Source organism: Gammaproteobacteria bacterium, assembly GCA_015709635.1.
GTDB lineage: Bacteria > Pseudomonadota > Gammaproteobacteria > Burkholderiales > Nitrosomonadaceae > Nitrosomonas.
The window spans coordinates 2376640-2402167 of sequence record CP054180.1 but is presented as its reverse complement, the minus strand read 5'-3'; the positions used below and the strand labels follow the sequence as shown (position 1 = coordinate 2402167).

The window sequence follows — 25528 nt, the reverse complement described above, 5'->3', positions numbered from 1 at the left end:
AACTGCCAAAAACTGCCACTGCCAAATAAAAAAACCGCACTTTGGTAAAGAGCGGTTTTTTTGTTGTGTCGGTTATAGCTTTGTTAACAAATTGGACCACCAGTAGCAGTGGATGTTTTGCAGCCACCAGCAATTGTCCATGATACTCCACCTGTACCAGTTATAACGGGCAGGAGTGTGTAAGTATCAGCTGCCGCTATTCCATTAGCAGCAAGGGGGGTAGCTGTTATTAGGCCGTTGGCACCAACTGTTACAGAGGTTACATTTGCTGATGCACCAGCATCATTGGGCACATCTGTATTGGCACGAGTAGCGCCAGTCGCAGGAACAACTATAGCACCAGCATTAACACAACCGCCAGTTTGTACACATAATTCAAGAGCTGTTTTAAAAGGAGCTGTTGAATTAACAACTTCCGTGAAACGTGCTTTTAAAGTATAGGTTTGATAAGCAGGCACTGCAACAGCAGCCAGAATACCAATAATAGCGACGACGATCATTAATTCAATCAGGGTAAAACCTTTTTGTGCTTGTTGCATTTGCTGTTCTCCTTTGGGTTGAGTAAGGCACACCACGTGTGTGTTTTGTGTCTATAGCAGAAACTGTGCCAGATTTGTGATTGCAAAATTTATTTTTTAATGTGCATTAATTTATAAAGTTATTGCTAACAATTGAAGTTGAATCTACTTAGAAAAGCGGGAATGTATTTAGTTTGATTGGGATTCATTTTACAGCGGATGAAATTTATTTTGTTAATTGGTGAATACTTCTTCCCATAACGCCAGTACCGCCGTGCGATCATCTTTTAAATGGTTCATTTCCACACGGGTAAATTTTTGGGCTTGTCCATCGATAGGGACGTTACCTGTCATATCCGTATCGCCGCTCAACCGCAAGCGATGCTGAATGCGCCGGAATTCCCGGTAGGCGGAGCGAACTTTCTCGGCGGTATCTCTGGAGATGAGTCCTAACTCACCGGCGAGTTTCAGCAGTGCGATATTGCCGATATTACCGGTCAATTGAGGGTAGCGGCAGGCATAACCCAGTACCAGATACTGTACGATGAATTCGACGTCGATAATACCGCCGCGGTCATTTTTGATGTCAAATAACGCGCTAGGATTGGGATGAACATCCAGCATTTTTTCACGCATTTTCAATATGTTTTGCTTGAGTTCGATAAGGTTGCGCGGTTTGCATAGGATCTCCTTGCGTGTATTTTCAAATACTTCACCCACTTGTTGATCGCCTGCAACGAAGCGTGCCCGGGTCAATGCTTGATGCTCCCATACCCAGGCTTGCGCGCGCTGGTACTGTGCAAAAGATTCCATTGAGCTGACCAGCAAACCGGAAGCGCCATTGGGGCGCAAGCGCAGATCGGTTTCGTACAGCAGACCGGCCGACGTGTGGCGAGTGAGCCAGGCGTTGATGCTTTGTCCCAGTTTGGTATAGATCTCCGCAGCATCGGGATGATCGTTCGCATAGAGAAAAACCAAATCGAGATCGGAAACATAACCCAGTTCTTTGCCGCCCAGTTTGCCGTAGCCGATGATTGCAAATGCGGGCTTTTCCCGGTGGCGTTTTTTTAGACCGCTCCAAGCCAGGTTCAGTACTGTTTCCAATATCAGATCGGCCAGTGCGGTCAGATGATCGCTGAGCGTCTCGAGCAGCAACGAACCTTCCAAATCGGTAACCAGCAGCCGGAATGCCTGGGCGTGTTGAAAGTGACGCAAAACGTCCATTTGCCACTCAATGACGTCCTCCTTGGGATTGTTGACATGATTCAACTGATAAGCGAGTTCGTTACTGAGGGCATGCCAGTCGGGAACGGGGTGAGGGGAATCTTGCCGCAGTAATTCATCCAGCAAAATAGGGTGACGCCCGAGATAGTCACTCGCCCACCGGCTGATGCTGGCGAGTTCGGCGACGCGGTGTAAGGTGTGCGGGTGTTCCAGCAGGAGCGCCAGATACGATGCCTGCGGGCTGATTTTTTCCATCAATTGCAGCATGCGTTCCAGCGTGGTTTCAACCGGCGGTAGCCCGGCCACAGCTTCAATCAACAAGGGGATTAAGGTATTAATTTGCTCACGGTTGGTTGCAGGCAGTTGCTGATAAAAACTGCTCTGATAAAACAATCGCAACCGTGCCGAGATTTTGACCGGATCACTGAATCCGAGCGTGCTCAGTTGCATGGTGGCGGCTTCCGTTTGCGAAACATCCTGTGTCTCGGTTTGCCACAAATTGGCCAGCGTGTCATGCGCGGGTGATTTCCGCGGAGTGGCAAAAATGAGCTCAAAGTGACGCGTTACGTCATTTCGGTGAATATCGAGCTGTTCCATGAAAGCCGCATAACCGGAAAATCCCATCGCAGTGGCGATCAGTTTCTGATCATCCGCGTTCAACGGCAAGGTTTGTGTTTGCTGATCGTCGAGATATTGCAGGCGATGTTCCAGTTTGCGCAGGAACAGATAAGCATTGATGAGTTCCGCGACGGTCTCCGCCGGGAGTTGCTGTTTCTTTTGCAGGCGCTGCAAAACACTGAGCGTCGGGCGGATACACAAATCGACATCGCGGCCGCCGCGAATCAATTGAAAAACCTGTGTGATAAATTCGATTTCGCGAATACCGCCCGGCCCCAGCTTGATGTTGTCGTGCATTTCGCGGCGCTCGACTTCCTTGCGCAGTTGCGCATGTAGATTGCGCATCGATTCGTACGCGCTGAAATCGAGATATTTGCGAAAAACGAAAGGCCGGACAATTTTTTCCATCAGCACCGATTCAGCGTTTGTGCCCGCATGATTGGTGATAACCCGGCCTTTGATCCAGGCATGGCGCTCCCATTCCCGTCCTTGCTTGATGAAATATTCTTCCAGCATGGGAAAGCTGATGGCTAACGGGCTGTTTTCACCATGCGGGCGCAGCCGCATATCGACCCGGAAGACATAGCCATCGATGGTCAAATCATTGAGGCTGGCGATCAGTTTGCGGCCGAGGCGGGCAAAAAATTCATGGTTCGAAATGGATTTGGCGCCATCGGTTTCGCCATCTTCCGGATAAACGAAGATCAAATCAATATCGGACGATACATTGAGTTCGCCGCCGCCCAGCTTCCCCATGGCTACCACCAGCAGATGCTGAATCGCGTTGCTGTTTTCGCCGCGCGGAAGTCCGAAACGATCGGGTTGGGTCAACCAGCTTTCGTGATACTTGAGTGCAAAATTGACGGTGACTTCGGCGAGACCGGTCATGCACGCCATCACTTCGGTTAAATCGGCCAGGCCGCTGATGTCGCGCACGGCTAACCGGAGCATGACTTGTTTGCGCAAATCGCGCAGGATGCGATGCAGTGTTTCCTCATCGTCGATTTGACCGGCGTGTGAATTCAGAAAGGCTTGCATTTCATCCCGCTGAAAAGAAAATAGGAGCGTTTCCTGCAGCGCGATTTTTCGTGCCGGTTCGCTGTCCAATATGCGCTGCGCATAACGGCTGAATGGTAGCGCGGCGGTAAGTATTGCGGCTGTCGGTTGAGCGGTCATAGGGATGATCGAATGATAAAGACTATATTGGAAATCATTTTAGATTAAGCATAAATCAAAATAGAACGTTATCAGAGTAAATGCTAGAATCTGGCTTGCTAAGTGAAATCGTTGTTCTCAGTAGGGTGATCGTTAAGAAGAAAAACGCCCGATTAAAAGGATTTGCTGGCGATGCCTGTTTCTTGACAGAGCTATTTTGAAGAACAAAACAATCGACCAGCGACTATGTTAAACAATATCAGTAAACAGCAGCAATCAATGATGGAAAACAAAAAAAATAAAGGCTTTCGCGTTGCCGCCATTCAAATGGCTTCGGGACCGAGCGTATCGGCAAATCTGGAAGAGGCGGCACGTTTAATCGAAGATGCCGTTTCCCGGAAAGCCAAGCTGGTCGTATTACCGGAGTATTTCTGCATTATGGGGATGAAGGATACGGATAAGCTGGCGGTTAGGGAACAGCCGGGCGATGGGCCGATTCAGAAATTTCTTAGTGAAACGGCAAAACGGTTGGGTATATGGTTAGTCGGGGGATCGGTGCCATTGGCGTCATCCGAAACGGATAAAGTTTACAATAGCTGTTTGGTTTATGCGGATAATGGTGCGCAAGTTGCGCGCTACGACAAAATTCATTTATTCGGCCTGCAGCTCGGACATGAGCATTACGCCGAGGAAAAAACCATTAAAGCAGGCGATAAAGTGGTGACCGTCGATTCTCCGTTTGGCCGGATTGGCTTATCGATATGCTACGATTTGCGCTTTCCGGAATTATTCCGCTTGATGAATAAAGTTGATATTATCCTGGCACCCGCAGCGTTTACCGCGATTACCGGCAAAGCGCACTGGGAAGTGCTGGTACGTGCCCGTGCGGTTGAGAACATGGCGTATGTGATCGCACCAGGACAAGGGGGATATCATGTCAATGGGCGCGAGACCAATGGTGACAGCATGATCGTTGATCCCTGGGGGGTTGTGATGGAACGCCTGCCACGCGGCTCCGGAGCTGTTGTGGCAACAATCGATCCCGAGTATCAAACCAGTTTACGGACCAATTTGCCGGCGCTGGATCACCGCATTTTGCAACCGTGTTAACCGCTTCTCCCACGATTGATAGAACGGCATAGTATGACAACCGAATACAGAGTAGAACCGAAGGACTTCCTGGCGATCGCGGATCGTTGTCTGTTGTCGCCTTATGATATCGATGCAAGCGGATTGCAACAGGTTCTGGGGCAAATCCTGACGCATAAAATCGACTATGCCGATCTTTATTTTCAGTATAGCCGCTCGGAAGGCTGGATGCTGGAGGAAGGCATTGTCAAATCGGGCAGTTTCAATATTGAGCAAGGTGTTGGTGTGCGTGCAATCAGCGGAGAAAAAACCGGGTTTGCGTATTCCGATGATATCAGCATGCCGGCATTGGTGTCGGCGGCTCAGGCAACACGGGCTATTGCCAATCAAAGCGGTTTGCAGCCGGTACAGATCGCCAAGCGGAATTCATTGGAGCGGCGGGCACAGCTTTATTTACCGGAAGATCCGATAGCCAGTCTCAAAGATGCGGAGAAGGTGGCCTTGCTGGAGCGGCTGGAGCGCTATACCCGGCAGCTTGATCGGCGCGTAACGCAGGTGATTGCGTCACTTGCAGGCGAATATGAGGTAATTTTGGTGACTCGTAGCGATGGATTGCTTGCGGCTGATGTAAGACCGCTGGTGCGTCTGTCACTGCAAGTGATCGCGGAGGAAAACGGCCGCCGTGAGCAAGGTGTGGCCGGTGGCGGCGGGCGCTTCAGTTATGCTTATTTTACCGATGAGATTTTGCAGGATTACGCGAAAAAGGCTGTGCATCAAGCCATGGTGAATCTGGATGCGCGCCCGGCACCGGCAGGCACGATGACGGTTGTTTTGGGAAGCGGCTGGCCTGGCATATTGCTGCACGAAGCGATCGGTCATGGATTGGAAGGCGATTTCAATCGCAAAGGAAGCTCAGCTTTTTCGGGCCGGGTCGGTGAACGTGTTGCGGCTCCCGGTGTCACTGTTGTCGACGATGGAACGATCCCGCGCCGGCGCGGTTCGTTGAATATTGATGACGAAGGCAATCCGACGCAATGTACGGTGTTGATAGAAGATGGCATACTGCGGGGCTATTTGCAGGATAGTCTGAATGCCCGGCTGATGGATTTGCCGGTTACCGGCAATGGGCGGCGTGAATCGTTCGCGCATATTCCGATGCCGCGCATGACCAACACGTACATGTTGAACGGCGACAAAGATCCGGAAGAAATTATCGCGTCCGTGAAGCATGGTTTGTATGCAGCAAATTTTGGCGGCGGCCAGGTCGACATTACCAGTGGCAAATTTGTTTTTTCCGCTGCTGAAGCTTACATGATTGAAGATGGTAAAATAACCTATCCGGTTAAAGGGGCAACCTTGATCGGTAACGGGCCTGATGTGTTGACCCGGGTTTCCATGATCGGTAACGATATGTTGCTGGATCCGGGTGTCGGGACATGCGGTAAGGAGGGTCAGAGTGTACCGGTGGGTGTCGGGCAACCGACGTTGCGTATTGATGGATTGACTGTCGGCGGGACAGGAATTTAACGATGCGATGATAATTAGAATGTTTTTATAACTTGTTGAATTGATATTGGGATGCAAAAAGCATGAGTGCGGAATTAACCGGTGCTGAAATCACCATACGCTGTCTGCAGGAAGAAGGCGTGCAGTGTATTTTCGGCTATCCTGGCGGTGCGGTGTTGTTTATTTATGATGAATTATTCAAGCAGGATAAAGTCCGGCATATATTAGTGCGCCATGAGCAGGCTGCAATACATGCCGCGGATGGTTATGCGCGCTCCAGCAATAAAGTGGGGGTGGCGCTGGTGACTTCGGGGCCGGGTGTTACCAATGCGGTGACAGGGATAGCGACGGCTTATATGGATTCCATTCCGATGGTGGTGATCAGCGGGCAGGTGCCGACCAGTGCGATCGGTCTTGATGCATTCCAGGAAGTTGATACGGTCGGTATCACGCGACCTTGCGTCAAGCATAATTTTCTGGTCAAAGATATAACCGAACTGGCGTCGACCATCAAAAAAGCTTTTTATATTGCATCGACAGGGCGTCCCGGTCCTGTGCTGGTCGATATTCCGAAAGACGTGACGCAACAGAAAACCAAGTTCGTGTACCCGGATAAGGTCAGCATGCGTTCCTATAATCCGGTGACCAAAGGGCATGCGCGGCAAATTAAAAAAGCGGCCGAATTGATACTCAGTGCCAAACGCCCCATGGTTTATGCCGGCGGTGGTGTGATTTTGAGTGATGCAGCTCCACAATTGACCGAATTGACGCAAATGCTGAATTTTCCCTGCACCAATACATTGATGGGGTTGGGCGGTTATCCCGCGACGGATAAACAGTCATTGGGTATGCTGGGGATGCACGGCACTTACGAAGCCAACATGGCGATGCAGTATTGTGATGTGCTGATAGCTGTGGGTGCTCGTTTTGACGATCGTGTGATCGGAAATCCGAAGCATTTTTCCAATGAAAATAGGAAGATAATTCATATCGATATCGACCCATCTTCCATTTCCAAACGCGTCAAAGTCGATGTGCCGATTGTCGGCGATGTTCTGGATGTGTTGAAAGAGCTGATCAAGTTGCTCAAGGCCGAGAAAGAAAAGCCGGATCAAGTCGCGTTGAAAGAGTGGTGGAAACAGATCGAGCTGTGGCGTGAACGGGATTGTTTGAAATTTGACCGCGGTAGCAAAATCATCAAACCGCAGATGGTGATTGAAAAGCTGTTCAACATCACCAAAGGCGATGCGTTTATTACTTCGGATGTCGGGCAACATCAAATGTGGGCGGCGCAGTTTTATAAATTCGATAAACCGCGCCGTTGGATTAATTCCGGCGGATTGGGCACGATGGGATTCGGTATGCCTGCCGCTATGGGGGTGCAACTCGCCAATCCGAAAGGAAAAGTGGCATGTATTACCGGAGAAGCGAGTATTCAAATGTGCATCCAGGAGCTATCAACCTGCAAGCAATATAGGTTGCCGTTGAAAATTGTTAACTTGAACAATCGCTATATGGGTATGGTCAGGCAATGGCAAGAGTTTTTTCACGGTAACCGCTATGCGGAATCCTATATGAATGCGCTACCCGATTTTGTCAAACTGGCGGAGAGCTACGGGCATGTCGGAATGAAGATTGAAAAACCGGAAGATGTGGAAGATGCTCTGAAAGAAGCATTTAAACTGAAAGATCAACTGGTGTTCATGGACTTCATTACCGATCAGACAGAAAACGTTTTCCCTATGGTACCGGGCGGCAAAGGCCTTTCTGAAATGATTCTGGTGTAGAAAACTAAATGCGACATATTATTTCTTTATTGATGGAAAATGAAGCAGGAGCCTTGTCACGCGTGGCCGGCCTGTTCTCGGCACGCGGTTATAACATTGAGTCGCTTTCAGTCGCACCCACCGAGGATCCTACTTTGTCGCGAATGACGCTGGTCACGATCGGGTCGGATGAAGTCGTGGAGCAAGTCACCAAGCAATTGAATAAGCTGATCGAAGTGGTAAAAATCATCGATTTGAACGACGGTGATCATATCGAGCGCGAATTGATGCTGGTCAAAGTGCGTGCGGTCGGTCCGGATCGCGAAGAAATCAAACGGTTGGCTGAAATTTTCCGTGGCTCTATCATCGATGTGACGGATAAGTCCTATACCATTGAGCTAACGGGTACGAGTTCAAAATTGGATGCATTTCTTCAAGTGATCGAACGTAGCGCAGTGCTCGAAACAGTGCGCACCGGAGCCTCCGGCATAGGGCGCGGAGAATGGATTTTAAAGGTATAATCCAGATTGTTGAAAAATCCCGGTTTTGAGTCTGGTAATCAGAGTATCAATTCTAAATAGAATTCTCTCAATTGCTCACCTGTTTCTATCCTATTTTTGTATAAAAGGAAAATAATGAAAGTTTATTACGATAAAGATGCGGATCTATCTCTAATCAAAGGAAAGAAAGTCACGATATTGGGCTATGGCTCGCAAGGACATGCACATGCTAACAATTTGAGCGAATCCGGTGTGAAAGTGACCGTTGGTTTGCGCAAAGGGGGATTGTCCTGGAGTAAAGCGGAAAAAGCCGGATTAAAAGTCATGGAAGTTGCCGAAGCCGTTAAGGACGCCGATGTTGTCATGGTTCTGCTACCCGATGAACAAATTGGCGCGGTATATAAAAGGGAAATCGAGCCCGGTTTGAAGAAAAATGCGACTTTGGCTTTTGCGCACGGTTTCAGTGTGCATTATGGGCAAGTGACACCACGTGACGACCTTGATGTGATTATGATTGCACCTAAAGGACCGGGTCATTTGGTACGTTCGACTTACTTGCAAGGCGGTGGTGTACCGTCGCTGATTGCCGTGCATCAGGATAAATCCGGCAAAGCGCGCGATCTGGCGCTTTCTTACGCAGCGGCTAACGGCGGTACCCGCGGCGGTGTAATCGAAACCAGTTTCCGTGAGGAAACCGAAACCGATTTGTTCGGTGAACAGGTTGTACTGTGCGGCGGTTTAACTGCGTTGATTCAAGCCGGTTTTGAAACACTGGTGGAAGCCGGCTACGCGCCGGAAATGGCGTATTTCGAGTGTCTGCACGAGGTCAAGCTGATTGTCGATTTGATTTACGAAGGGGGGATCGCCAATATGCGCTACTCCATTTCCAACAATGCCGAGTATGGCGATGTGTCACGCGGGCCGCGCATTATTACCGACGAAACCCGTGCGGAAATGCGCAAAATTCTGCAGCAGATTCAAACCGGTGAATATGCGCGAGAATTCATTTTGGAAAATCAGGCCGGTGCACCTGTGCTTAAATCAAGCCGCCGCATCGCAGCCGAACATCCGATTGAGCAAGTGGGAGCCAAGCTGCGCGATATGATGCCGTGGATTAAGAAAAATAAACTGGTCGATCAAGGTAAAAACTAAAGAATCAATATAATCTTTATGATTTCGGTTTTATTTCCTCTATTTTTCAGGCCCTTGTTGTAATTTATTTATGGCTTATTATCCTCATCCTATTATCGCTCGCGAAGGCTGGTTGCATATCGTGATCGCATTTTCTGCTGCAATTGGCGCGACAGTATTCCTTGACTGGCTTTGGGCGCTCCCGTTCTGGGTGATCGCTCTGTTTGTTTTGCAGTTCTTTCGCGACCCGCCGCGAGAGGTGCCGGCGAATCGTAATGCCATATTGGCGCCGGCTGATGGCAGAATCGTAGCGGTAGAAAAAACGCAAGATCCCTTTCTGCAAAGGGAGGCTGTCAAGATCAGTGTGTTTATGAATGTGTTTAATGTGCATTCCAATCGTAGCCCGGTTGACGGTGAAGTGCGCGACAAATGGTATTTCCCGGGTAAATTCATCAATGCGGATTTACCCAAAGCCTCGCTGGAAAATGAACGCAATGCGTTATGGATCAAAACGGATCAAGGCGCTGATGTGACGTGCGTGCAAGTGGCCGGATTGGTCGCAAAACGAATCCTTTGCCACGTAGCGCCGGGCGACCATTTGGCGCGCGGTCAGCGCTTCGGTTTCATACGATTCGGTTCGCGAGTGGATGTTTATTTACCGCTGAATACTAAAATTAATGTCAATATCGGTGACAAAGTGTCAGCGACATTAACTGTATTAGCAGAGTTTCGTGAAGAAGCTAGTGCAGCAGCTTGATCAAAGCAATGACGGTTTGATTTTATTTCAGAAACGGTATTTTGCGTTGATCAAGCTTTCCTGGGATTTCCGTTATCCGTATTCTTTTATGAAACGTTCATGATGCCCGATTCACAACCAGAACGTACCGTACTGAAAACCCGGTTGCGGCGGCGCGGCATCTATTTATTACCCAATCTATTTACAACCGCGGCGTTATTTGCCGGATTCTATGCCATCGTGCAAGCGATGAACGGAAATTTCGAGTATTCCGCAATTGCTGTTTTTATCGCGATGGTGCTGGATGGGCTTGATGGCAGAGTGGCTCGCTTGACCGGTACACAAAGTGAATTCGGCGCGGAATACGACAGTATGTCGGATATGGTCTCTTTCGGTGTTGCGCCGGCATTGATCGTATATGAATGGGCGTTAAAGGATATGGGGCAATGGGGTTGGATCATTGCATTCATTTATTGCGCGTGCGCGGCCTTGCGGCTCGCGCGTTTCAATACCAATATCGAGGTGATCGATAAACGTTACTTTCAGGGTTTGCCCAGTCCGGCAGCGGCTGCATTGATCGCCGGGCTGGTTTGGGTGACGATTAATTTTCACATACAAGGAAGCGATGTTAAGTGGCTGGCTTCTATTGTGACCTTATTCGCTGCATTAACGATGGTTAGCAATATTCCTTACTATAGCGGTAAGGAATTTAATCTGCGCCGTCGCGTGCCGTTTTTCACGGTTTTATTGATCGTACTGTTCTTTTTTGTATTGATTCCAAGTCATCCGCCCTTGGTGTTGTTCTTTTTGTTTGCGGCTTACGCATTTTCCGGTTATTTCGTCAAATTGTGGCGGCTCGGCAGAAATAAAAAAAATAGTGAAACACCCGGTACCTGAAGATTACCTCTTGCATCGAAAGAAAAAACTATTTATATTCCCAGCCATCATGTTTGCTCAAAATTACATTCTTCATTCACCGCATTTTATTCCGGCTCCGACTGTTCTGCCGGAACTATTACTGCGCCTCGCGCGCTAAAATTTTCTCCCCCTATATCCCTTTCTTCCCTATAAAATTCGTATAACGAGTTTTATGTTTCATTAAGGTTTTCTTCCTCAAGCGGAGAGCATAATGCAAAAGCATTTGATTATTTTTGATACAACGTTGCGTGACGGTGAACAAAGTCCTGGCGCATCCATGACGAAAGAAGAAAAGGTGCGTATTGCCTGGCAGCTGGAGCGCATGGGTGTCGATGTCATTGAAGCCGGTTTTCCGGCCGCTTCCAATGGCGACTTTGAAGCGGTCAAGGCAGTCGCCGATTCGGTGAAAGACAGTATTGTCTGCGGATTGGCGCGGGCGATTGAAGCGGATATTCAGCGTGCCGGTGAAGCGTTAAAAGGCGCGCAAGCAGCGCGTATTCACACGTTTATAGCGACCTCGCCGATCCATATGAAGAAAAAATTGCGTATGTCGCCTGATCAGGTCATTGCGCAAGCGATAAAAGCAGTGAAATGGGCGCGCCAATACACCGATAACGTTGAATTTTCACCGGAAGACGCCGGCCGGTCGGAAATCGATTTTCTGTGCCAGATTCTCGAAGCTGTGATCGACGCCGGTGCAACGACGTTGAATATTCCGGATACGGTCGGCTACACCATGCCGGAGCAGTTCGGTAAGCTGATCCATAATTTGCGCGAACGTATTCCAAATTCCGACAAAGCGATTTTTTCAGTTCATTGCCATAATGACCTAGGGTTGGCGGTGGCTAATTCACTTGCGGCCGTGATGAACGGCGCGCGCCAGGTCGAATGTACGATCAATGGCCTGGGAGAGCGTGCAGGTAATGCGTCGCTGGAGGAAGTTGTTATGGCAGTGCGCACACGGCAAGATTATTTTCCGTGCGACACCAAAATCGATACCACGCATATTGTTGCGGCCAGCAAATTGGTTTCCGGTATTACCGGTTTTCCGGTGCAACCGAATAAAGCGATCGTGGGTGCCAATGCCTTTGCGCATGAATCCGGCATTCACCAGGATGGTGTATTGAAGCATCGCGAGACCTACGAAATTATGCGTGCGGAGGATGTTGGCTGGGGAGCGAATAAGCTATTGCTGGGAAAACATTCGGGGCGTAACGCGTTTCGTAACCGTCTGACAGAATTGGGGATCGAACTGGGATCGGAAGAGATGCTCAATAACACTTTCATGCGCTTCAAGGAATTGGCGGATAAGAAACATGAAATCTTCGATGAAGACCTGCATGCACTGGTGTCCGACGAAGTGCTGGTGCTGCAAGAGCGTTACCGGCTCATATCGCTCACGGTGCATTGTGAAACCGGCGAGGTGCCATATGCAAGCATCGTGATTTCCGATGACGGCAAGGAGATGCGCGCTGAATCGGAGGGTAGCGGTCCAGTGGATGCCACGTTCCGGGCAATTGAAAAGTTGCTGTCGAGTGAAGCTAAACTGCAATTGTTTTCGGTGAACAACATAACCAGCGGAACCGATGCGCAAGGTGAGGTGACTGTGCGGCTGCAGAAATCCGACCGCATCGTCAACGGTCATGGTTCTGATACCGACATAGTCGTAGCTTCGGCAAAAGCTTATCTGAGTGCGCTGAATAAACTGCACAGCAAGCTCGAGCGGGCGCATCCGCAGGTGTAGTTATCGAAATGATGGATAAATTAACTGGAAATTCTGCTGCAAGATGATGAAGCGTAATGTAACGATACTATGTTGTCTGATTGTCTTGCTGCTGAGTTTCCAGGCGCATGCGTTTCAGTTCCAAGATGTCACCGGAAAGATTCACAAGCTTGCGGACTACAAAGGACGCTGGGTGTTGGTCAACTTTTGGGCTACTTGGTGTCCGCCTTGCCTGAAAGAAATTCCCGATTTGATTGCGCTGCATGAGCAGCGCCAGGATCTGATCGTGATCGGGATTGCGATGGATGTCGATGATCCGAAAGTGGTGATGGATTTTGTGCAATCGATGTCCATCCCATACCCGATCGTGTTGGGCAACCGGAAAATCGCATCGCAACTGGATGAGGTATCGCTACTGCCCAGTACCTATTTTTTCGATCCGCAAGGCAACCCGGCAGCGCGCCAGCAGGGTATTATTTCACGTGAAAGTATTGAACAGTTTATTGAATCAAAATCAAACGGCAACAATATCTATCAAAAGCGCTGATGGATTCACGCACATTCTGGTTGGTTGAATCCGGCTAAGAGGTCGTATAACGCCAGGTGGTTTGCCATTTATTGAATATCAGTTGCGGGTAGGCGGCTTCGCCGAGGCTGCCGTTATAACGCCCCAAAGCACGAAAGTAATCGCCTTTCTCTTGATTCAAATAATGACGCAAAATGGTGCATCCGTAGCGTAAGTTGACGCGCAAATGAAAAAGATTGTGATCTTGGTGACCGATGGCATTGACCCAGAAAGGCATGACTTGCATATAGCCGCGTGCGCCGGCGTGTGAAACGGCATATTTCTTAAAGCCGCTTTCAACCTGAATGATGCTGAGTACCAGTTGCGGATCCAATCCGGCGCGCGTTGCTTCGTAAAAAACGGTTCGCAGAAATTCTTCCCGTTCTAATGAGTCGGGTATGTATTTTTCCAAGCGGCGGCTCATGCTGACGAGCCAGGTGATATTGTCGGCGACGGCGGCATATTCGGTGTACGAAACAGCTTGATCGCTGACGCCGTGAAATAGGATGGTCTGAGTGCTGGCCGCAAGCTGTTCATACTGCAAATTATTGGCATGGCTATGACTGCCCAAGAGCAGAAAGGGAAGCATATAAATTAGTTTGTGCATAGCTTGGTCGTGATAAATGAGAAAATTTCATCCAAAGGAATCGATTGCGCGGCTGAATCGTTCCTACCTTGATATTCAATAACCGATTGCTTCAATCCTCTTTCCCCGACAACGATACGATGGGGAATGCCGATCAACTCCGCATCGGCAAACATCACGCCGGGACGCTCGTCGCGGTCGTCCAATAGTACTTCGATGTGCGTCTCCGTAAATTGCCGGTAAAGTTTCTCCACAGCATCTTGGACGAGTGCGCTTTTCTGCAGTCCAATCGGAATGATCGTAAGTTGGAAAGGAGCGATCGCGCCGGGAAAAATAATGCCGCGCGCATCGTGATTCTGCTCAATGGCAGCCGCGACAATGCGTGAGATACCAATGCCATAGCAACCCATTTCCATATTTTTTGTTTGCCCCGATTCGTCGAGGTAATTGGCTTTCATCATTTCAGAATATTTGGTGTGTAACTGGAAAATATGGCCAACTTCAATTCCGCGGCAAATTTCCAATTTACCTTTGCCGTCCGGAGAATCATCCCCCGCAACAACATTGCGGATATCGAAAACATGATCCGGCAGTTTGAGATCGCGCTTGAAATTGACTTGAGTGAAGTGAAAACCCTCTTCGTTAGCGCCACAAACAAAATTACTCATATTTATGACAGCTGGATCGGCGATCACACAAACTTCCAAACCGACGGGGCCGATATATCCGGGTACTGTTCCGGTTGTGCGTAGAATATCCTCTTCACTGGCCATCTGAAAGGCGGATAAAAAGGGTATTTTTCTCACTTTTAATTCGTTGAGCTGGTGATCGCCGCGCAGCAGCAATAAGAATATCTGGTTATTTGCTTTGATCGCCAAAGTTTTAACGGTTTTTTGCAGTGGTGCTTTTAGAAATTCAGCAACCTCGGCACAAGTTTTTTTACCGGGTGTCGCAACTTTTTGCATGTCGCCATCCGGAGCGCTTCGTTCTTGAGGAATAAATAACGATTTAGCCAATTCGATATTGGCGGCGTAATCCGAATCAGGGCAAAACGCGATGGCATCTTCGCCCGAGTCTGCCAGCACATGAAATTCGTGCGAACCACTGCCGCCGATGGCGCCGGTATCGGCTGCGACAGCGCGGAACTTCAACCCAAGGCGGGTGAAAATGCGGCTGTAGGTTTCGTACATGAGCTGATAGGTTTGCATCAAACTGCTTTCATCGGTATGAAATGAATAGGCATCCTTCATGATGAATTCGCGTGCGCGCATGACACCGAAGCGCGGCCGGATTTCATCGCGGAATTTGGTTTGAATCTGGTAGAAATTGAGCGGCAGCTGGCGGTAGCTTTTAATTTCTCTGCGCGCGATATCGGTAATGATTTCCTCGTGCGTGGGACCGAAACAGAAGTCGTGTTCGTGACGATCCTTGATTTTTAACATTTGCGGCCCGAAAACTTCCCAGCGGCCGGTTTCTTGCCATAATTCGGCAGGTTGTATGGCGGGCATAAGAACTTCGATGGCACCACTTTTATTCATTTCTTCGCGTACGATATTCTCGATTTTTCGCAATACCCGAAGACCTAACGGCATCCAGGTATACAATCCGCTGCCTAAACGCTTGATGAGCCCGGCGCGCAACATGAGTTTGTGGCTGACAAGCTCCGCTTCGGCGGGTGCTTCCTTAAGGGTTGAAATAAAAAATTGCGAGACGCGCATGAAGTGGTTCCATTAGTGATAAAAAATTGCAGCAATTTTACCTTGAAATACTTGGTTGAGTGAGAACAAGTCCATACATATAGCAAGCGGGATCGGATTTCGATTGACAGAAAATGTAGAAGAGGTGGATTTTTATTCTGTGAGCACTTTCCATCTGCAGAAAAGTGTGAAAAAATCCACCCATTTGATGGGTCGAGTGAGTATTCCGTATGATTGACCGTAATGGATATCGCCCCAATGTCGGTATTATCCTTCTAAACTCAAAAAATGAGGTTTTCTGGGGCAAACGTATAAGGCAAAATTCTTGGCAATTTCCGCAAGGTGGCATTAAGTCGGGGGAAAGCCCCGAACAGGCTATGTATAGGGAATTAAGCGAAGAGATCGGGTTGCGTCCGAATCACGTGGAGATCGTCGGGCGCACACGTGATTGGTTACGTTATGAAGTTCCTGATCGCTGGATCCGGCGGGAATGGCGGGGGAATTACAAGGGACAGAAACAGATTTGGTATTTATTGCGCTTAATCGGGCGCGACAGTGATGTTTCATTGCGTGGAAGCTCGCACCCTGAATTTGATGCTTGGCGCTGGAATCAATATTGGGTTGAGTTGGATTCGGTTGTCGAATTCAAACGCAAAGTATATAAGCAGGCGCTGATAGAGTTGTCGCGCTTATTAAAACCGGATTCTTGTCAAAATATCGGAATTGGTTATGATCAAAAAAGCCCGGCCAAAGGATCACAAGGTGTTTTGACTGACCAACTGGAAGTCAATGAATAATCCAAAGTTTTGGAAGGCTTCTCTAAGGGAGATACTGAATAATTTGTCGAGCAAGATGAGATGCAAGGCGGATGGAGTGCAGGAAATGAGACATGTCATCATCGCGATAGGCGAATTTCCGAGAGCACCCCCCAACGCAGCAGATCGCTTGCGCAGGCAATTATTCAGCATTTCCCTAAGCTGCTCTGCAAATAAAGAGAACGGTATTGACCATTCTGCTGCATTTTTAAAATTCCCATTTGTGGGTGTTTCATCAGGCGTAATCGGCTGCGCCATAACAGCCGCTTTTTTTATTTACTTAGGGAGAATACCGATGAAGATGCGTACACTGGTTGCGTCACTGTTATCGATTGGCGCTCTTGTCACTTCGATGGCTGTTTCAGCCAATGAACCTATCCAGCCCATTAAAGCCGCCAAAGTAGCAAATGCTGATCTGGTTGAACTGGGCAAGATGTTATTTTTTGATACCCGTCTGTCAAAATCAGGTTTTATTTCTTGCAATTCCTGCCATAGCTTAAGTATGGGAGGTACGGATAATATTCCGACTTCGATTGGTCATGGTTGGCAGCAAGGCCCTATTAATGCACCGACTGTATTGAATGCCAGCATGAATTTGGCCCAATTTTGGGATGGACGTGCAAAAGATTTGAAAGAGCAAGCGGGTGGTCCAATTGCAAATCCGGGTGAAATGGCTTCAACGCATAAAGCTGCGGTTGAAGTATTGCAATCGATTCCGCAATATCGTGCTTATTTCCAAAAAGCATTCGGTACCGATCAAGTTGATATTGATCGCGTAACTACGGCTATCGCCGCTTTTGAAGAAACCCTGGTTACCCCGGGTTCACGCTTTGATAAGTGGCTGGAAGGCGATAAAAAAGCCCTCAATCCGCAGGAGATCGAAGGTTATGAATTATTCAAAAGCAGCGGTTGCTCAGGATGTCATAACGGCCCAGCCGTCGGTGGTGCGCTTTACCAGAAATTTGGCGTATATCATCCCTATAAAACAGCAAGTAAGATCGAAGGTAGAAAAGCGGTTACCGGAAAAGACACCGATCTAAATGTTTTCAAAGTGCCGACCCTGCGCAATATTGAGTTAACCTATCCGTACTTTCATGACGGTGCGGCAGCAACATTGGAAGATGCTGTTAAAACGATGGGTAAGCTTCAGTTGGATCGTGATTTTAATAAGAAGGAAATTGACAGTATCGTTGCTTTCTTAAAAACGTTAACGGGTGAACAGCCAAACTTCAAGCTGCCGATTTTACCGCCTTCCAATAACAATACGCCAAGACCGGCACCGTTTTAATGATCAGTAGCCTTATTGAGAATAAGCAATGTGATTATTGAACAAAAAGGGGAATTACGACGCTGGCAGTCAGGTGTGTATGTTCGATCTGAGTGCCAGCGGTAGCCAAATGTGATAGTCAGTGCCGATTTTGGGTTGCTATTGACTTTAATTTGATATGGCGGTTCTACTGTATAAGTGCAATCAGGTATGGATTTGCATTAAAAAATAAAGTAGAGTCACTATTCCGATAACCAAAAATTAGAATAGGGAGTTACCTATGGGTAACAAGGGCCAGTTACTGCAGGATCCATTTTTGAATATATTACGGAAAGAACATATTCCGGTATCGATCTATTTAGTGAATGGTATTAAATTGCAAGGGCAAATTGATTCATTTGATCAGTATGTGGTACTGCTAAAAAATTCGGTTACGCAGATGGTATACAAACATGCAATTTCCACTGTAGTACCTGCAAGAGCCGTTACGATTCCTATCGAAACAACGGATACACGTGATGCCTGATGTTTGAATCAGGTATGGATAAATCAAGTGCTGTTGATGCAACCATACTTGTTAGTATTGATTTCGGCAGCAGTACCTATGCGGAAAGCCTGTATGAGTTGCAACAACTGGCTGTCAGCGCGAAACTTCAGGTTGTAGCAGTTGTAGAGGGGAAGCGCTCGCGTCCGGACCCGACGACCTATATCGGTAGCGGTAAAGTTGACGAGATCTCGCAACTCGTATCGCAAAATAAAGCTTCAATCGTTGTATTTAATCATGATTTATCTCCGGCACAGCAGCGTAATTTGTCATTGCGTTTGAATTGCAATGTCATTGATCGCACCAGCTTGATTCTGGATATTTTTGCGCAACGTGCTAAGAGCCATGAAGGAAAACTGCAAGTTGAACTTGCTCAGCTTGAGCATTTGGCCACTCGCCTTGTGCGCGGCTGGACTCATCTTGAGAGGCAAAAAGGTGGTATCGGTTTGCGCGGTCCGGGCGAAACACAATTGGAAACAGACCGCCGCTTGATCAGGAAACGAGTTAAATTACTCAAAGAAAGACTTGCAACGCTTCAGCGTCAGCGTGCTATCCAGAGACGTTCAAGGCAACGTACGAATGTGCTGTCGGTATCGATTGTCGGTTATACCAATGCTGGAAAATCAACCTTGTTCAATAAATTGACGCGCGCGCAAACGTATGCCGCGGATCAGTTGTTTGCCACATTGGATACTACGACACGCAAATTATTTCTTGCCGGAGGCGGGCCGGTGGTTATTTCGGATACGGTGGGTTTTATTCGTGAATTACCTCATACATTGGTTGCAGCTTTTCGCGCGACACTCGAAGAAACTGTGCAGGCCGATATATTGCTCCATGTCGTAGACGCCGGCAATCCTAATCGAGATGAGCAAATTGCAGAAGTGAACAAAATTCTGAAAGAAATTGGCGCTGACGATATTCCGCAAATTTTGATCTTGAATAAGATTGATCTGACCGACTTGGCGCCAGGCGGCAGTAAAGGTTGCGTGCGCAATGAATATGATAGAATATCGCACATTCGCTTAAGTGCAAGAACAGGTGAAGGGATAGAGTTTGTAAGGCAGGCATTGACAGAAGCAATTGTAGAGAAATCAAAGAAATTAAATGAAGAATCTACAGATATTCCAAAAATAATTGGCGATTGTGCCCCGGTGCAAGAACTTTTTTGAACAAACAAACAGGAATTATTATGGGATTAAATGATCCCCAATGGGGAAAAAATAAAGGCGAATCGGGTCCACCGGATCTGGATGATGTGTTGCGTAATGTCAATAAGAAAATCAATAATATTTTCGGACAGAAAAAAAGCGGTGGGGGTGATGATGGCTCCCAAACGCCAAGCCCTAAACCAAAAAGCGGCGGCAGTATTGCAATGATTCTTGGTTTGCTTGCGGTGGTATGGCTGGCAAGCGGGTTTTATATCGTGGATGAGGGGCATAGGGGCGTTGTATTGCGGTTTGGGCAATATGTTGACACCGCTCCGGCAGGTTTGCGCTGGCATATGCCGTACCCGATCGAAAAAGTGGAATTGGTGAATGTCAGCCAAGTGCGCACGGTTGAGATTGGTTACCGCAACAATGTGAGAAGCAAGGTTTTGCGGGAATCGCTCATGTTGACCGATGATGAAAATATCATCGATATTCAATTTGCTGTGCAATACATATTGAATAACCCGGAAAATTTCCTGTTTAAAAACAGAAATCCTGACGAAGCCGTTTTGCAGGCGGCAGAAACGGCAATCCGGCAAGTGATTGGTAAAAGTAAAATGGACTATGTCCTGTATGAGGGCCGTGAGCAGGTTGCAGCCAGTGCGACGCAATTAATGCAGAAGATTTTGGATCGCTATCAAATTGGTATTTCGATCAGCAGAGTGACGATGCAAAACGCGCAGCCGCCTGAGCAGGTTCAGGCTGCATTTGATGATGCGGTTAAAGCCGGACAAGACAGAGAGAGGCAAAAGAACGAAGGTCAAGCGTATGCCAATGATGTGACTCCGCGAGCTGTAGGTAATGCCGCTCGGCTGATTCAAGAAGCGGAAGGCTATAAACAACGTGTGATTGTAAGTGCGGAAGGCGATGCCAGCCGTTTTGAGCAAATTCTTTCCGAATACAGTAAGGCGCCCAATGTTACGCGTGAGCGCTTATATCTGGATATGATGCAGCAAGTGCTTTCGAATACAAGCAAGATTATCGTTGATCAGAAAAACGGTAACAATCTATTGTATTTACCGCTGGATAAGCTGATTAACATGAGCGGGGCATCGTCAGCATCGCCAGCGGCAGTGCAACCTATGATGCAGGAAGCATCACCTGAAAGCAGCAGTGTACGGGCACGGGAATCATTTCGCAGTCGCGAACGGGAGGCAAGATAGATGAAAAGTTTTACATCCGTATTATCAGGTATTGTGATCGCAATTTTTTTCCTGGGAAGTTCGGCCATTTATATTGTGGATGAACGGCAACAAGCTATTCTGTTTCAACTGGGTGAAGTAATCGATGTTAAAACAGAGCCTGGTTTGTATTTCAAGATTCCAATTGCTCAGAATGTCCGATATTTTGAAAAACGTATTTTGACAATGAATACGGAAGAGCCCGAACGCTTCATTACCTCGGAGAAAAAGAACGTTCTGGTCGATCTGTTTGTGAAATGGCGTATCGTGGATGTCAAACAGTATTACATCAGTGTGCGTGGTGATGAATCGCTGGCACAGACACGTTTGGCACAAACGATCAATGCCAGCTTGCGCGATGAATTCGGTAATCGCACTGTGCATGATGTGGTTTCGGGTGAGCGGGATGTCATTATGGAGATTATGCGCCAGAAAGCGGATAACGATGCACGTGCCATCGGTGTGGAAGTTGTTGATGTGCGTTTGAAACGTGTCGATCTGCCGCAGGAAGTGAGCGAATCCGTGTACAGACGGATGGAAGCCGAACGTAAAAGAGTGGCTAATGAATTGCGCTCCACCGGGGCTGCTGAGTCGGAAAAGATTCGTGCCGATGCCGACCGGCAACGTGAGGTCATCCTGGCGGAAGCCTATCGAGAAGCGCAGAAAGTCATGGGTGACGGTGATAGCCAGGCTGCAGCGACTTATGCAGCTGCTTTTCAGAAAGATGCGGAATTTTACGCTTTCTGGCGTAGCGTCGATGCTTATAAGCAGTCATTCAAGAATAAAGGAGACATGATGGTACTGGAGCCCACTTCCGATTTCTTTAAGTACCTGAAAAACCCTGTCGCCGGTAAATAATAGGAATGAATTAAAGGAAGGTGGATGTGCAATCACAGTATTGCGTGGCGTAGTAAGTTTATGTGATTTTATACTGTTGCGAATGATGAAGAGGTTCTGGGAATCGTAATTATTTTTATACGATTACATCAGAGCCTCTTAATTTTTCTCCTTATAGAAAATGCGATACTGATTTGATTTAACTGGAGTTGTTTATATTTATGTGGGAAAATTTTCTTAGTGCCGTTGCATTGATGTTGATTCTAGAGGGAATGTTACCATTCTTATCTCCGCAAACGTGGCGGGAGGCATTTAGAAGATTAACTGAGATTAACGATAATCAGATACGTTTTATAGGCCTGACTTCGATGTTGGCAGGATTACTGGTGCTTTTCATCGTCAGCTGATGCCTTTTCACTCTATCCATTGACAGTTTGTCAATCACAACTATGCACAATTGGCTACTTCCAGAGTTTGTTGAAGATGTACTACCTGCGGAAGCAATACATATCGAAGATATGCGCCGCAAGATCATGGATCTGTTGCGGGTGCACGGTTATCAGCAAGTAATGCCGCCTTTGTTGGAATATGTCGAGTCGCTGTTGACCGGCAGTGGCAGCGACATGGATTTGCACATGTTCAAGGTTATTGATCAATTGAGCGGCCGCATGATGGGGCTACGTGCCGATATGACGCCGCAAGTGGCAAGAATCGATGCGCATTTATTGAATTTTGACGGCATTACGCGCTTGTGTTATGCCAATAGCGTATTGCATACAGCGCCATCGGGAATAACTAAAACGCGGGAACCTCTGCAAGTGGGTGCCGAGCTTTACGGTCATTCCGGTCTGGAAAGTGATCTGGAGATTCAGCGGCTTATGTTGCAGTGCCTGTCTGTTTCCGGTGTCAGTAAAATTCATTTGGATCTCGGTCATGTGGCAGTTTTTCGTGGACTGATCAAAGGTGCGGGCATTTCGCACGAACTAGAGACTGAGCTTTATGCGGTATTGCAGGCAAAGGATGTGTCCACCCTGAGAGAGCTATGCATGAAATTGCAGCAGCAAACGCGAGAAGCGTTGCTGCTTTTACCGGAACTTTACGGCGATAAAAAAGTGCTGTCCGATGCCGCTAACCGATTGCCGGATTATCCTGAGATAAAATCGGCACTCAATGAACTGAGTATCGCGGAAGAGGAATTAAAGCCGGTCATCGATAAAATCGCATTCGATTTGGCTGATTTGCGCGGATATCATTATCATACTGGTATGGTTTTTGCCGCATACGCGGACGGCTGCTCAAATGCTATCGCCTTGGGCGGTCGCTATGATGAAATTGGCAAAGCATTCGGACGGGCACGGCCGGCAACGGGTTTCAGCATGGATCTCAGAGAATTGTCGAGATTGGTAAAACCTCACCCGTATCCGAAAGCAATCAGCGCGCCGTATGAAAAAAGGAATAAAGAACTGGAAAGTAAAATTGAGCAGCTGCGCCAATCGGGACAGATCGTTGTGATGGAGTTTCCGGAGCAAAAAGGCAGGCCGTTGGATTGCGACAGACAATTGGTGTTTCATGACGGACAATGGGTTGTCAAAGAAATCTGATTTTTTTAGAAACGGAATCTTTTAGAGATTAAAGATATGGCTAAAAATGTTGTCGTCATTGGCACGCAATGGGGCGATGAGGGGAAAGGCAAGATCGTCGATTGGCTGACGGATCATGCGCAAGGCGTGGTGCGCTTTCAAGGCGGGCATAATGCAGGCCATACATTGGTCATCGGGAATAAGAAAACGGTATTGCATCTGATTCCTTCCGGTATTTTGCGTAATACGGTGATGTGTTATATCGGCAACGGTGTGGTGATTGCACCGGAAGCATTGCTCAGTGAAATCGACATGTTGGAACAAAACGGCATAGATGTCAGCGGCCGTCTGCGTATTAGCGAGGCCTGCCCATTGATCTTGCCGTGTCACATTGCGCTGGATAATGCACGTGAAGCTGCAAGAGGCGATGGCAAGATCGGCACTACCGGGCGCGGCATCGGACCGGCTTACGAAGACAAAATCGCGCGGCGTGCCATACGATTGCAGGATTTATTTCATCGCGATCGGCTGGCGGCTAAATTGAGCGAGATACTGGATTATCACAATTTTGTGCTGAAGAATTATTTTCATGCGCCGGTCATCGATTTCCAGAAGACACTTGATGATGCATTGACGCAAGCCGAGAGAATTAAACCGATGGTAGCCGATGTTCCGCGACTGTTATTTGAAGCAAACAAAGCAAGCAATAACCTGTTGTTTGAAGGCGCGCAAGGTACGCTGCTCGATATCGATCACGGTACCTATCCTTACGTCACCTCCAGTAACTGCGTGGCCGGCGCCGCAGGTCCCGGCAGCGGAGTCGGGCCGCAAATGCTGCACTATGTTTTAGGAATTACCAAAGCTTACACCACCCGGGTCGGGTCGGGGCCGTTTCCGACCGAATTGGATGATGAAGTCGGCAAACATCTGGCCACACGCGGCCATGAGTTTGGTTCAACAACCGGCAGACCGCGCCGCTGCGGCTGGTTTGACGCGGTTGCCATGAAGCGGTCAATCCAAATAAATGGCGTGACCGGGTTGTGTATTACCAAACTGGATGTGTTGGACGGCGTGGAAAGTCTTAATCTTGGTGTCGGATACAGACTGAGCGATGGCAGCAAAAGCGATATTCTGCCGGTCGGTGCGGATGATCTGGGGAGTTGCGAACCGATTTATGAAGAGATGCCCGGATGGTCGGAGAATACCGCCGGAATTAAGGAATTCGCTCAACTGCCCAAAGCGGCGCAAAACTATCTGAAGCGCCTCGAAGAGGTTTGTGCGACGCCGATTGATATGATCTCCACCGGACCGGATAGAGAAGATACGATTCTGCTGCGTCACCCGTTTAAATAATGCGGCGGATTCGTTGACGAAAACCGGTATCAATGATTTAAATCCGTCATGCGCCTTGACGATTTGATACAAGTTGTCCGCTGGGAAGAAGCCGAGTCCGCTTTGCGGGCGATCAGGACAACAGTATTTATTCATGAGCAGCATGTGCCCGAAGCGATGGAATGGGATGAGTTTGATGTAATCAGCGTGCATCTGCTGGCGTGCGATGCCACCGGGCAACCGGTGGGGACTGCGCGCTTGCTGCCGGATGGGCATATCGGACGTATGGCGGTGCTGAAAGAGTGGCGTGGCCAAGGTTTCGGTAGCGCAATGCTGCGCAAATTACTGCAAGAGTTGACGCGGCGGCATCAGCAAAAAGCGCAACTGAATGCACAAACCAGTGTGGTTCCGTTCTACGAGAAATTCGGTTTTCGGGTATGGGGGGAGGAATTCATGGAAGCCGGTATTCCGCATGTCAAAATGACTTTGTCATTGCAGTAGCATCGAATCCGGTTACTTGACTTCCGATTTTCCCCACTCATTCGCCAAGGTATCCGACGCTTGTTTCCATCGGTTGGTTGCTTGTTCCGCGGCAATTCTAGCTTGCTCCGATTTTTTTCGCGCCGCTTCGGCTTCGCGCTCGGCTTCAGCCATCTTTTGCTTGGCTGAAGCCAGCTTTTTCTCGGCGAAAGCAGCGTCTTTTGCCGCAGTGTCGGCACTTTGCTTAGTATCCATCATTTTCTCGTAGGCTACGCTGGCATTTTTCTGCAGCAGCTCAATGGTGTCGGCGCGAGCAAATGGCGTACTCAAAACAATCAATAGGAACGAAGTAAAAAGAAAATTGAAAGTTGATTGCGTTGGTTTGAAGTTCATCATCATGGCCTTTGTATTGAAAATTTTCTTCGTTCTGCCTAACTGCATTTTAAGTTAAGGTAAAATCAGTATAGCAAAAAGCGGGTGCTCATGCTGATCACCCGTGGTTATCGAATTTCTCGCGAAGCGAAAAACAAGCGTGAAATTAAATGTTTT

General features: G+C 48.1%; 24 protein-coding genes. 19 read left to right on the top strand and 5 right to left on the bottom strand.

The genetic code is table 11. The features are described from left to right. Positions 1-83: 83 nt before the first annotated feature. Both HRU78_11465 and glnE read right to left on the bottom strand, forming a co-directional pair. Positions 84-539 carry a prepilin-type N-terminal cleavage/methylation domain-containing protein gene (locus HRU78_11465; GenBank protein ID QOJ24184.1) on the bottom strand — a complete coding sequence of 152 codons (456 nt, stop codon included), beginning with the start codon at positions 537-539 and terminating at the stop codon, positions 84-86. 213 nt (positions 540-752) lie between these two features. After that, positions 753-3536, bottom strand: a complete 2784-nt coding sequence (gene glnE, locus HRU78_11460) for a bifunctional [glutamate--ammonia ligase]-adenylyl-L-tyrosine phosphorylase/[glutamate--ammonia-ligase] adenylyltransferase (GenBank protein ID QOJ24183.1) — start codon at positions 3534-3536, stop codon at positions 753-755. 258 nt (positions 3537-3794) lie between these two features. On the opposite strand from glnE, the gene HRU78_11455 reads away from it, so the two are divergent. The 9 genes from HRU78_11455 to HRU78_11415 all read left to right on the top strand — a co-directional run bounded on the left by HRU78_11455 (position 3795) and on the right by HRU78_11415 (position 13431). Further along, a complete protein-coding gene (locus HRU78_11455) occupies positions 3795-4625 on the top strand; it encodes a carbon-nitrogen hydrolase family protein (protein QOJ24182.1) in 831 nt (276 codons plus the stop codon). A 33-nt stretch (positions 4626-4658) separates the two neighbouring features. After that, entirely contained in the window at positions 4659-6131 is a 1473-nt protein-coding gene (gene tldD, locus HRU78_11450; GenBank protein ID QOJ24181.1) for a metalloprotease TldD, read from the top strand. A 62-nt stretch (positions 6132-6193) separates the two neighbouring features. Beyond that, on the top strand, positions 6194-7897 hold the full coding sequence (locus tag HRU78_11445) for an acetolactate synthase 3 catalytic subunit (protein QOJ24180.1): 1704 nt from the start codon (positions 6194-6196) through the stop codon (positions 7895-7897). An 8-nt stretch (positions 7898-7905) separates the two neighbouring features. Then, entirely contained in the window at positions 7906-8397 is a 492-nt protein-coding gene (gene ilvN, locus HRU78_11440; protein ID QOJ24179.1) for an acetolactate synthase small subunit, read from the top strand. A 114-nt stretch (positions 8398-8511) separates the two neighbouring features. Then, positions 8512-9528, top strand: a complete 1017-nt coding sequence (ilvC, locus tag HRU78_11435; GenBank protein ID QOJ24178.1) for a ketol-acid reductoisomerase — start codon at positions 8512-8514, stop codon at positions 9526-9528. A gap of 70 nt (positions 9529-9598) precedes the next feature. Continuing rightward, positions 9599-10264: a phosphatidylserine decarboxylase gene (locus HRU78_11430; protein ID QOJ24177.1), complete on the top strand. Its 666-nt coding sequence runs from the start codon at positions 9599-9601 to the stop codon at positions 10262-10264. Between the two features lie 102 nt (positions 10265-10366). Then, positions 10367-11140, top strand: coding sequence for a CDP-diacylglycerol--serine O-phosphatidyltransferase (gene pssA / locus HRU78_11425; protein QOJ25033.1), 774 nt, complete (start codon positions 10367-10369; stop codon positions 11138-11140). A 232-nt stretch (positions 11141-11372) separates the two neighbouring features. Then, entirely contained in the window at positions 11373-12905 is a 1533-nt protein-coding gene (locus tag HRU78_11420; GenBank protein QOJ24176.1) for a 2-isopropylmalate synthase, read from the top strand. A 43-nt stretch (positions 12906-12948) separates the two neighbouring features. After that, positions 12949-13431, top strand: coding sequence for a TlpA family protein disulfide reductase (locus tag HRU78_11415; GenBank protein QOJ24175.1), 483 nt, complete (start codon positions 12949-12951; stop codon positions 13429-13431). A gap of 34 nt (positions 13432-13465) precedes the next feature. On the opposite strand, the gene HRU78_11410 is transcribed toward HRU78_11415, so the two are convergent. Further along, positions 13466-14056 (bottom strand): transglycosylase SLT domain-containing protein, encoded by a 591-nt coding sequence (locus tag HRU78_11410; protein QOJ24174.1) that lies wholly within the window; start codon positions 14054-14056, stop codon positions 13466-13468. Beyond that, entirely contained in the window at positions 14044-15753 is a 1710-nt protein-coding gene (locus HRU78_11405) for a proline--tRNA ligase (protein ID QOJ24173.1), read from the bottom strand. Before HRU78_11405 ends, HRU78_11410 begins: the two co-directional genes overlap by 13 nt. A gap of 209 nt (positions 15754-15962) precedes the next feature. On the opposite strand from HRU78_11405, the gene HRU78_11400 reads away from it, so the two are divergent. The 10 genes from HRU78_11400 (at position 15963) to HRU78_11355 (ending at position 25000) form a co-directional block, all read left to right on the top strand. Continuing rightward, on the top strand, positions 15963-16529 hold the full coding sequence (locus HRU78_11400; protein QOJ24172.1) for an RNA pyrophosphohydrolase: 567 nt from the start codon (positions 15963-15965) through the stop codon (positions 16527-16529). Positions 16530-16842: 313 nt separating this feature from the next. Then, positions 16843-17835, top strand: coding sequence for a cytochrome-c peroxidase (locus HRU78_11395; protein QOJ25032.1), 993 nt, complete (start codon positions 16843-16845; stop codon positions 17833-17835). A 259-nt stretch (positions 17836-18094) separates the two neighbouring features. Continuing rightward, positions 18095-18340 (top strand): RNA chaperone Hfq, encoded by a 246-nt coding sequence (gene hfq, locus HRU78_11390; GenBank protein QOJ24171.1) that lies wholly within the window; start codon positions 18095-18097, stop codon positions 18338-18340. Next, positions 18340-19530, top strand: a complete 1191-nt coding sequence (hflX, locus tag HRU78_11385) for a GTPase HflX (GenBank protein ID QOJ24170.1) — start codon at positions 18340-18342, stop codon at positions 19528-19530. Before hfq ends, hflX begins: the two co-directional genes overlap by 1 nt. A 20-nt stretch (positions 19531-19550) precedes the next feature. Beyond that, positions 19551-20732 (top strand): FtsH protease activity modulator HflK, encoded by a 1182-nt coding sequence (gene hflK / locus HRU78_11380; GenBank protein ID QOJ24169.1) that lies wholly within the window; start codon positions 19551-19553, stop codon positions 20730-20732. After that, on the top strand, positions 20733-21608 hold the full coding sequence (gene hflC / locus HRU78_11375; GenBank protein QOJ24168.1) for a protease modulator HflC: 876 nt from the start codon (positions 20733-20735) through the stop codon (positions 21606-21608). 200 nt (positions 21609-21808) lie between these two features. Further along, on the top strand, positions 21809-21994 hold the full coding sequence (locus HRU78_11370) for a DUF2065 domain-containing protein (GenBank protein ID QOJ24167.1): 186 nt from the start codon (positions 21809-21811) through the stop codon (positions 21992-21994). Between the two features lie 42 nt (positions 21995-22036). Continuing rightward, entirely contained in the window at positions 22037-23188 is a 1152-nt protein-coding gene (locus tag HRU78_11365) for an ATP phosphoribosyltransferase regulatory subunit (protein ID QOJ24166.1), read from the top strand. A gap of 36 nt (positions 23189-23224) precedes the next feature. Beyond that, positions 23225-24520: an adenylosuccinate synthase gene (locus HRU78_11360; protein QOJ24165.1), complete on the top strand. Its 1296-nt coding sequence runs from the start codon at positions 23225-23227 to the stop codon at positions 24518-24520. Positions 24521-24568: 48 nt separating this feature from the next. Continuing rightward, a complete protein-coding gene (locus HRU78_11355; protein ID QOJ24164.1) occupies positions 24569-25000 on the top strand; it encodes a GNAT family N-acetyltransferase in 432 nt (143 codons plus the stop codon). Positions 25001-25012: 12 nt separating this feature from the next. Here HRU78_11355 and HRU78_11350 read toward each other — a convergent pair whose 3' ends face one another. After that, the gene (locus tag HRU78_11350; GenBank protein ID QOJ24163.1) at positions 25013-25309 is read right to left on the bottom strand and encodes a hypothetical protein; all 297 of its coding nucleotides are present in this window, start codon (positions 25307-25309) and stop codon (positions 25013-25015) included. Positions 25310-25528 lie beyond the last annotated feature (219 nt).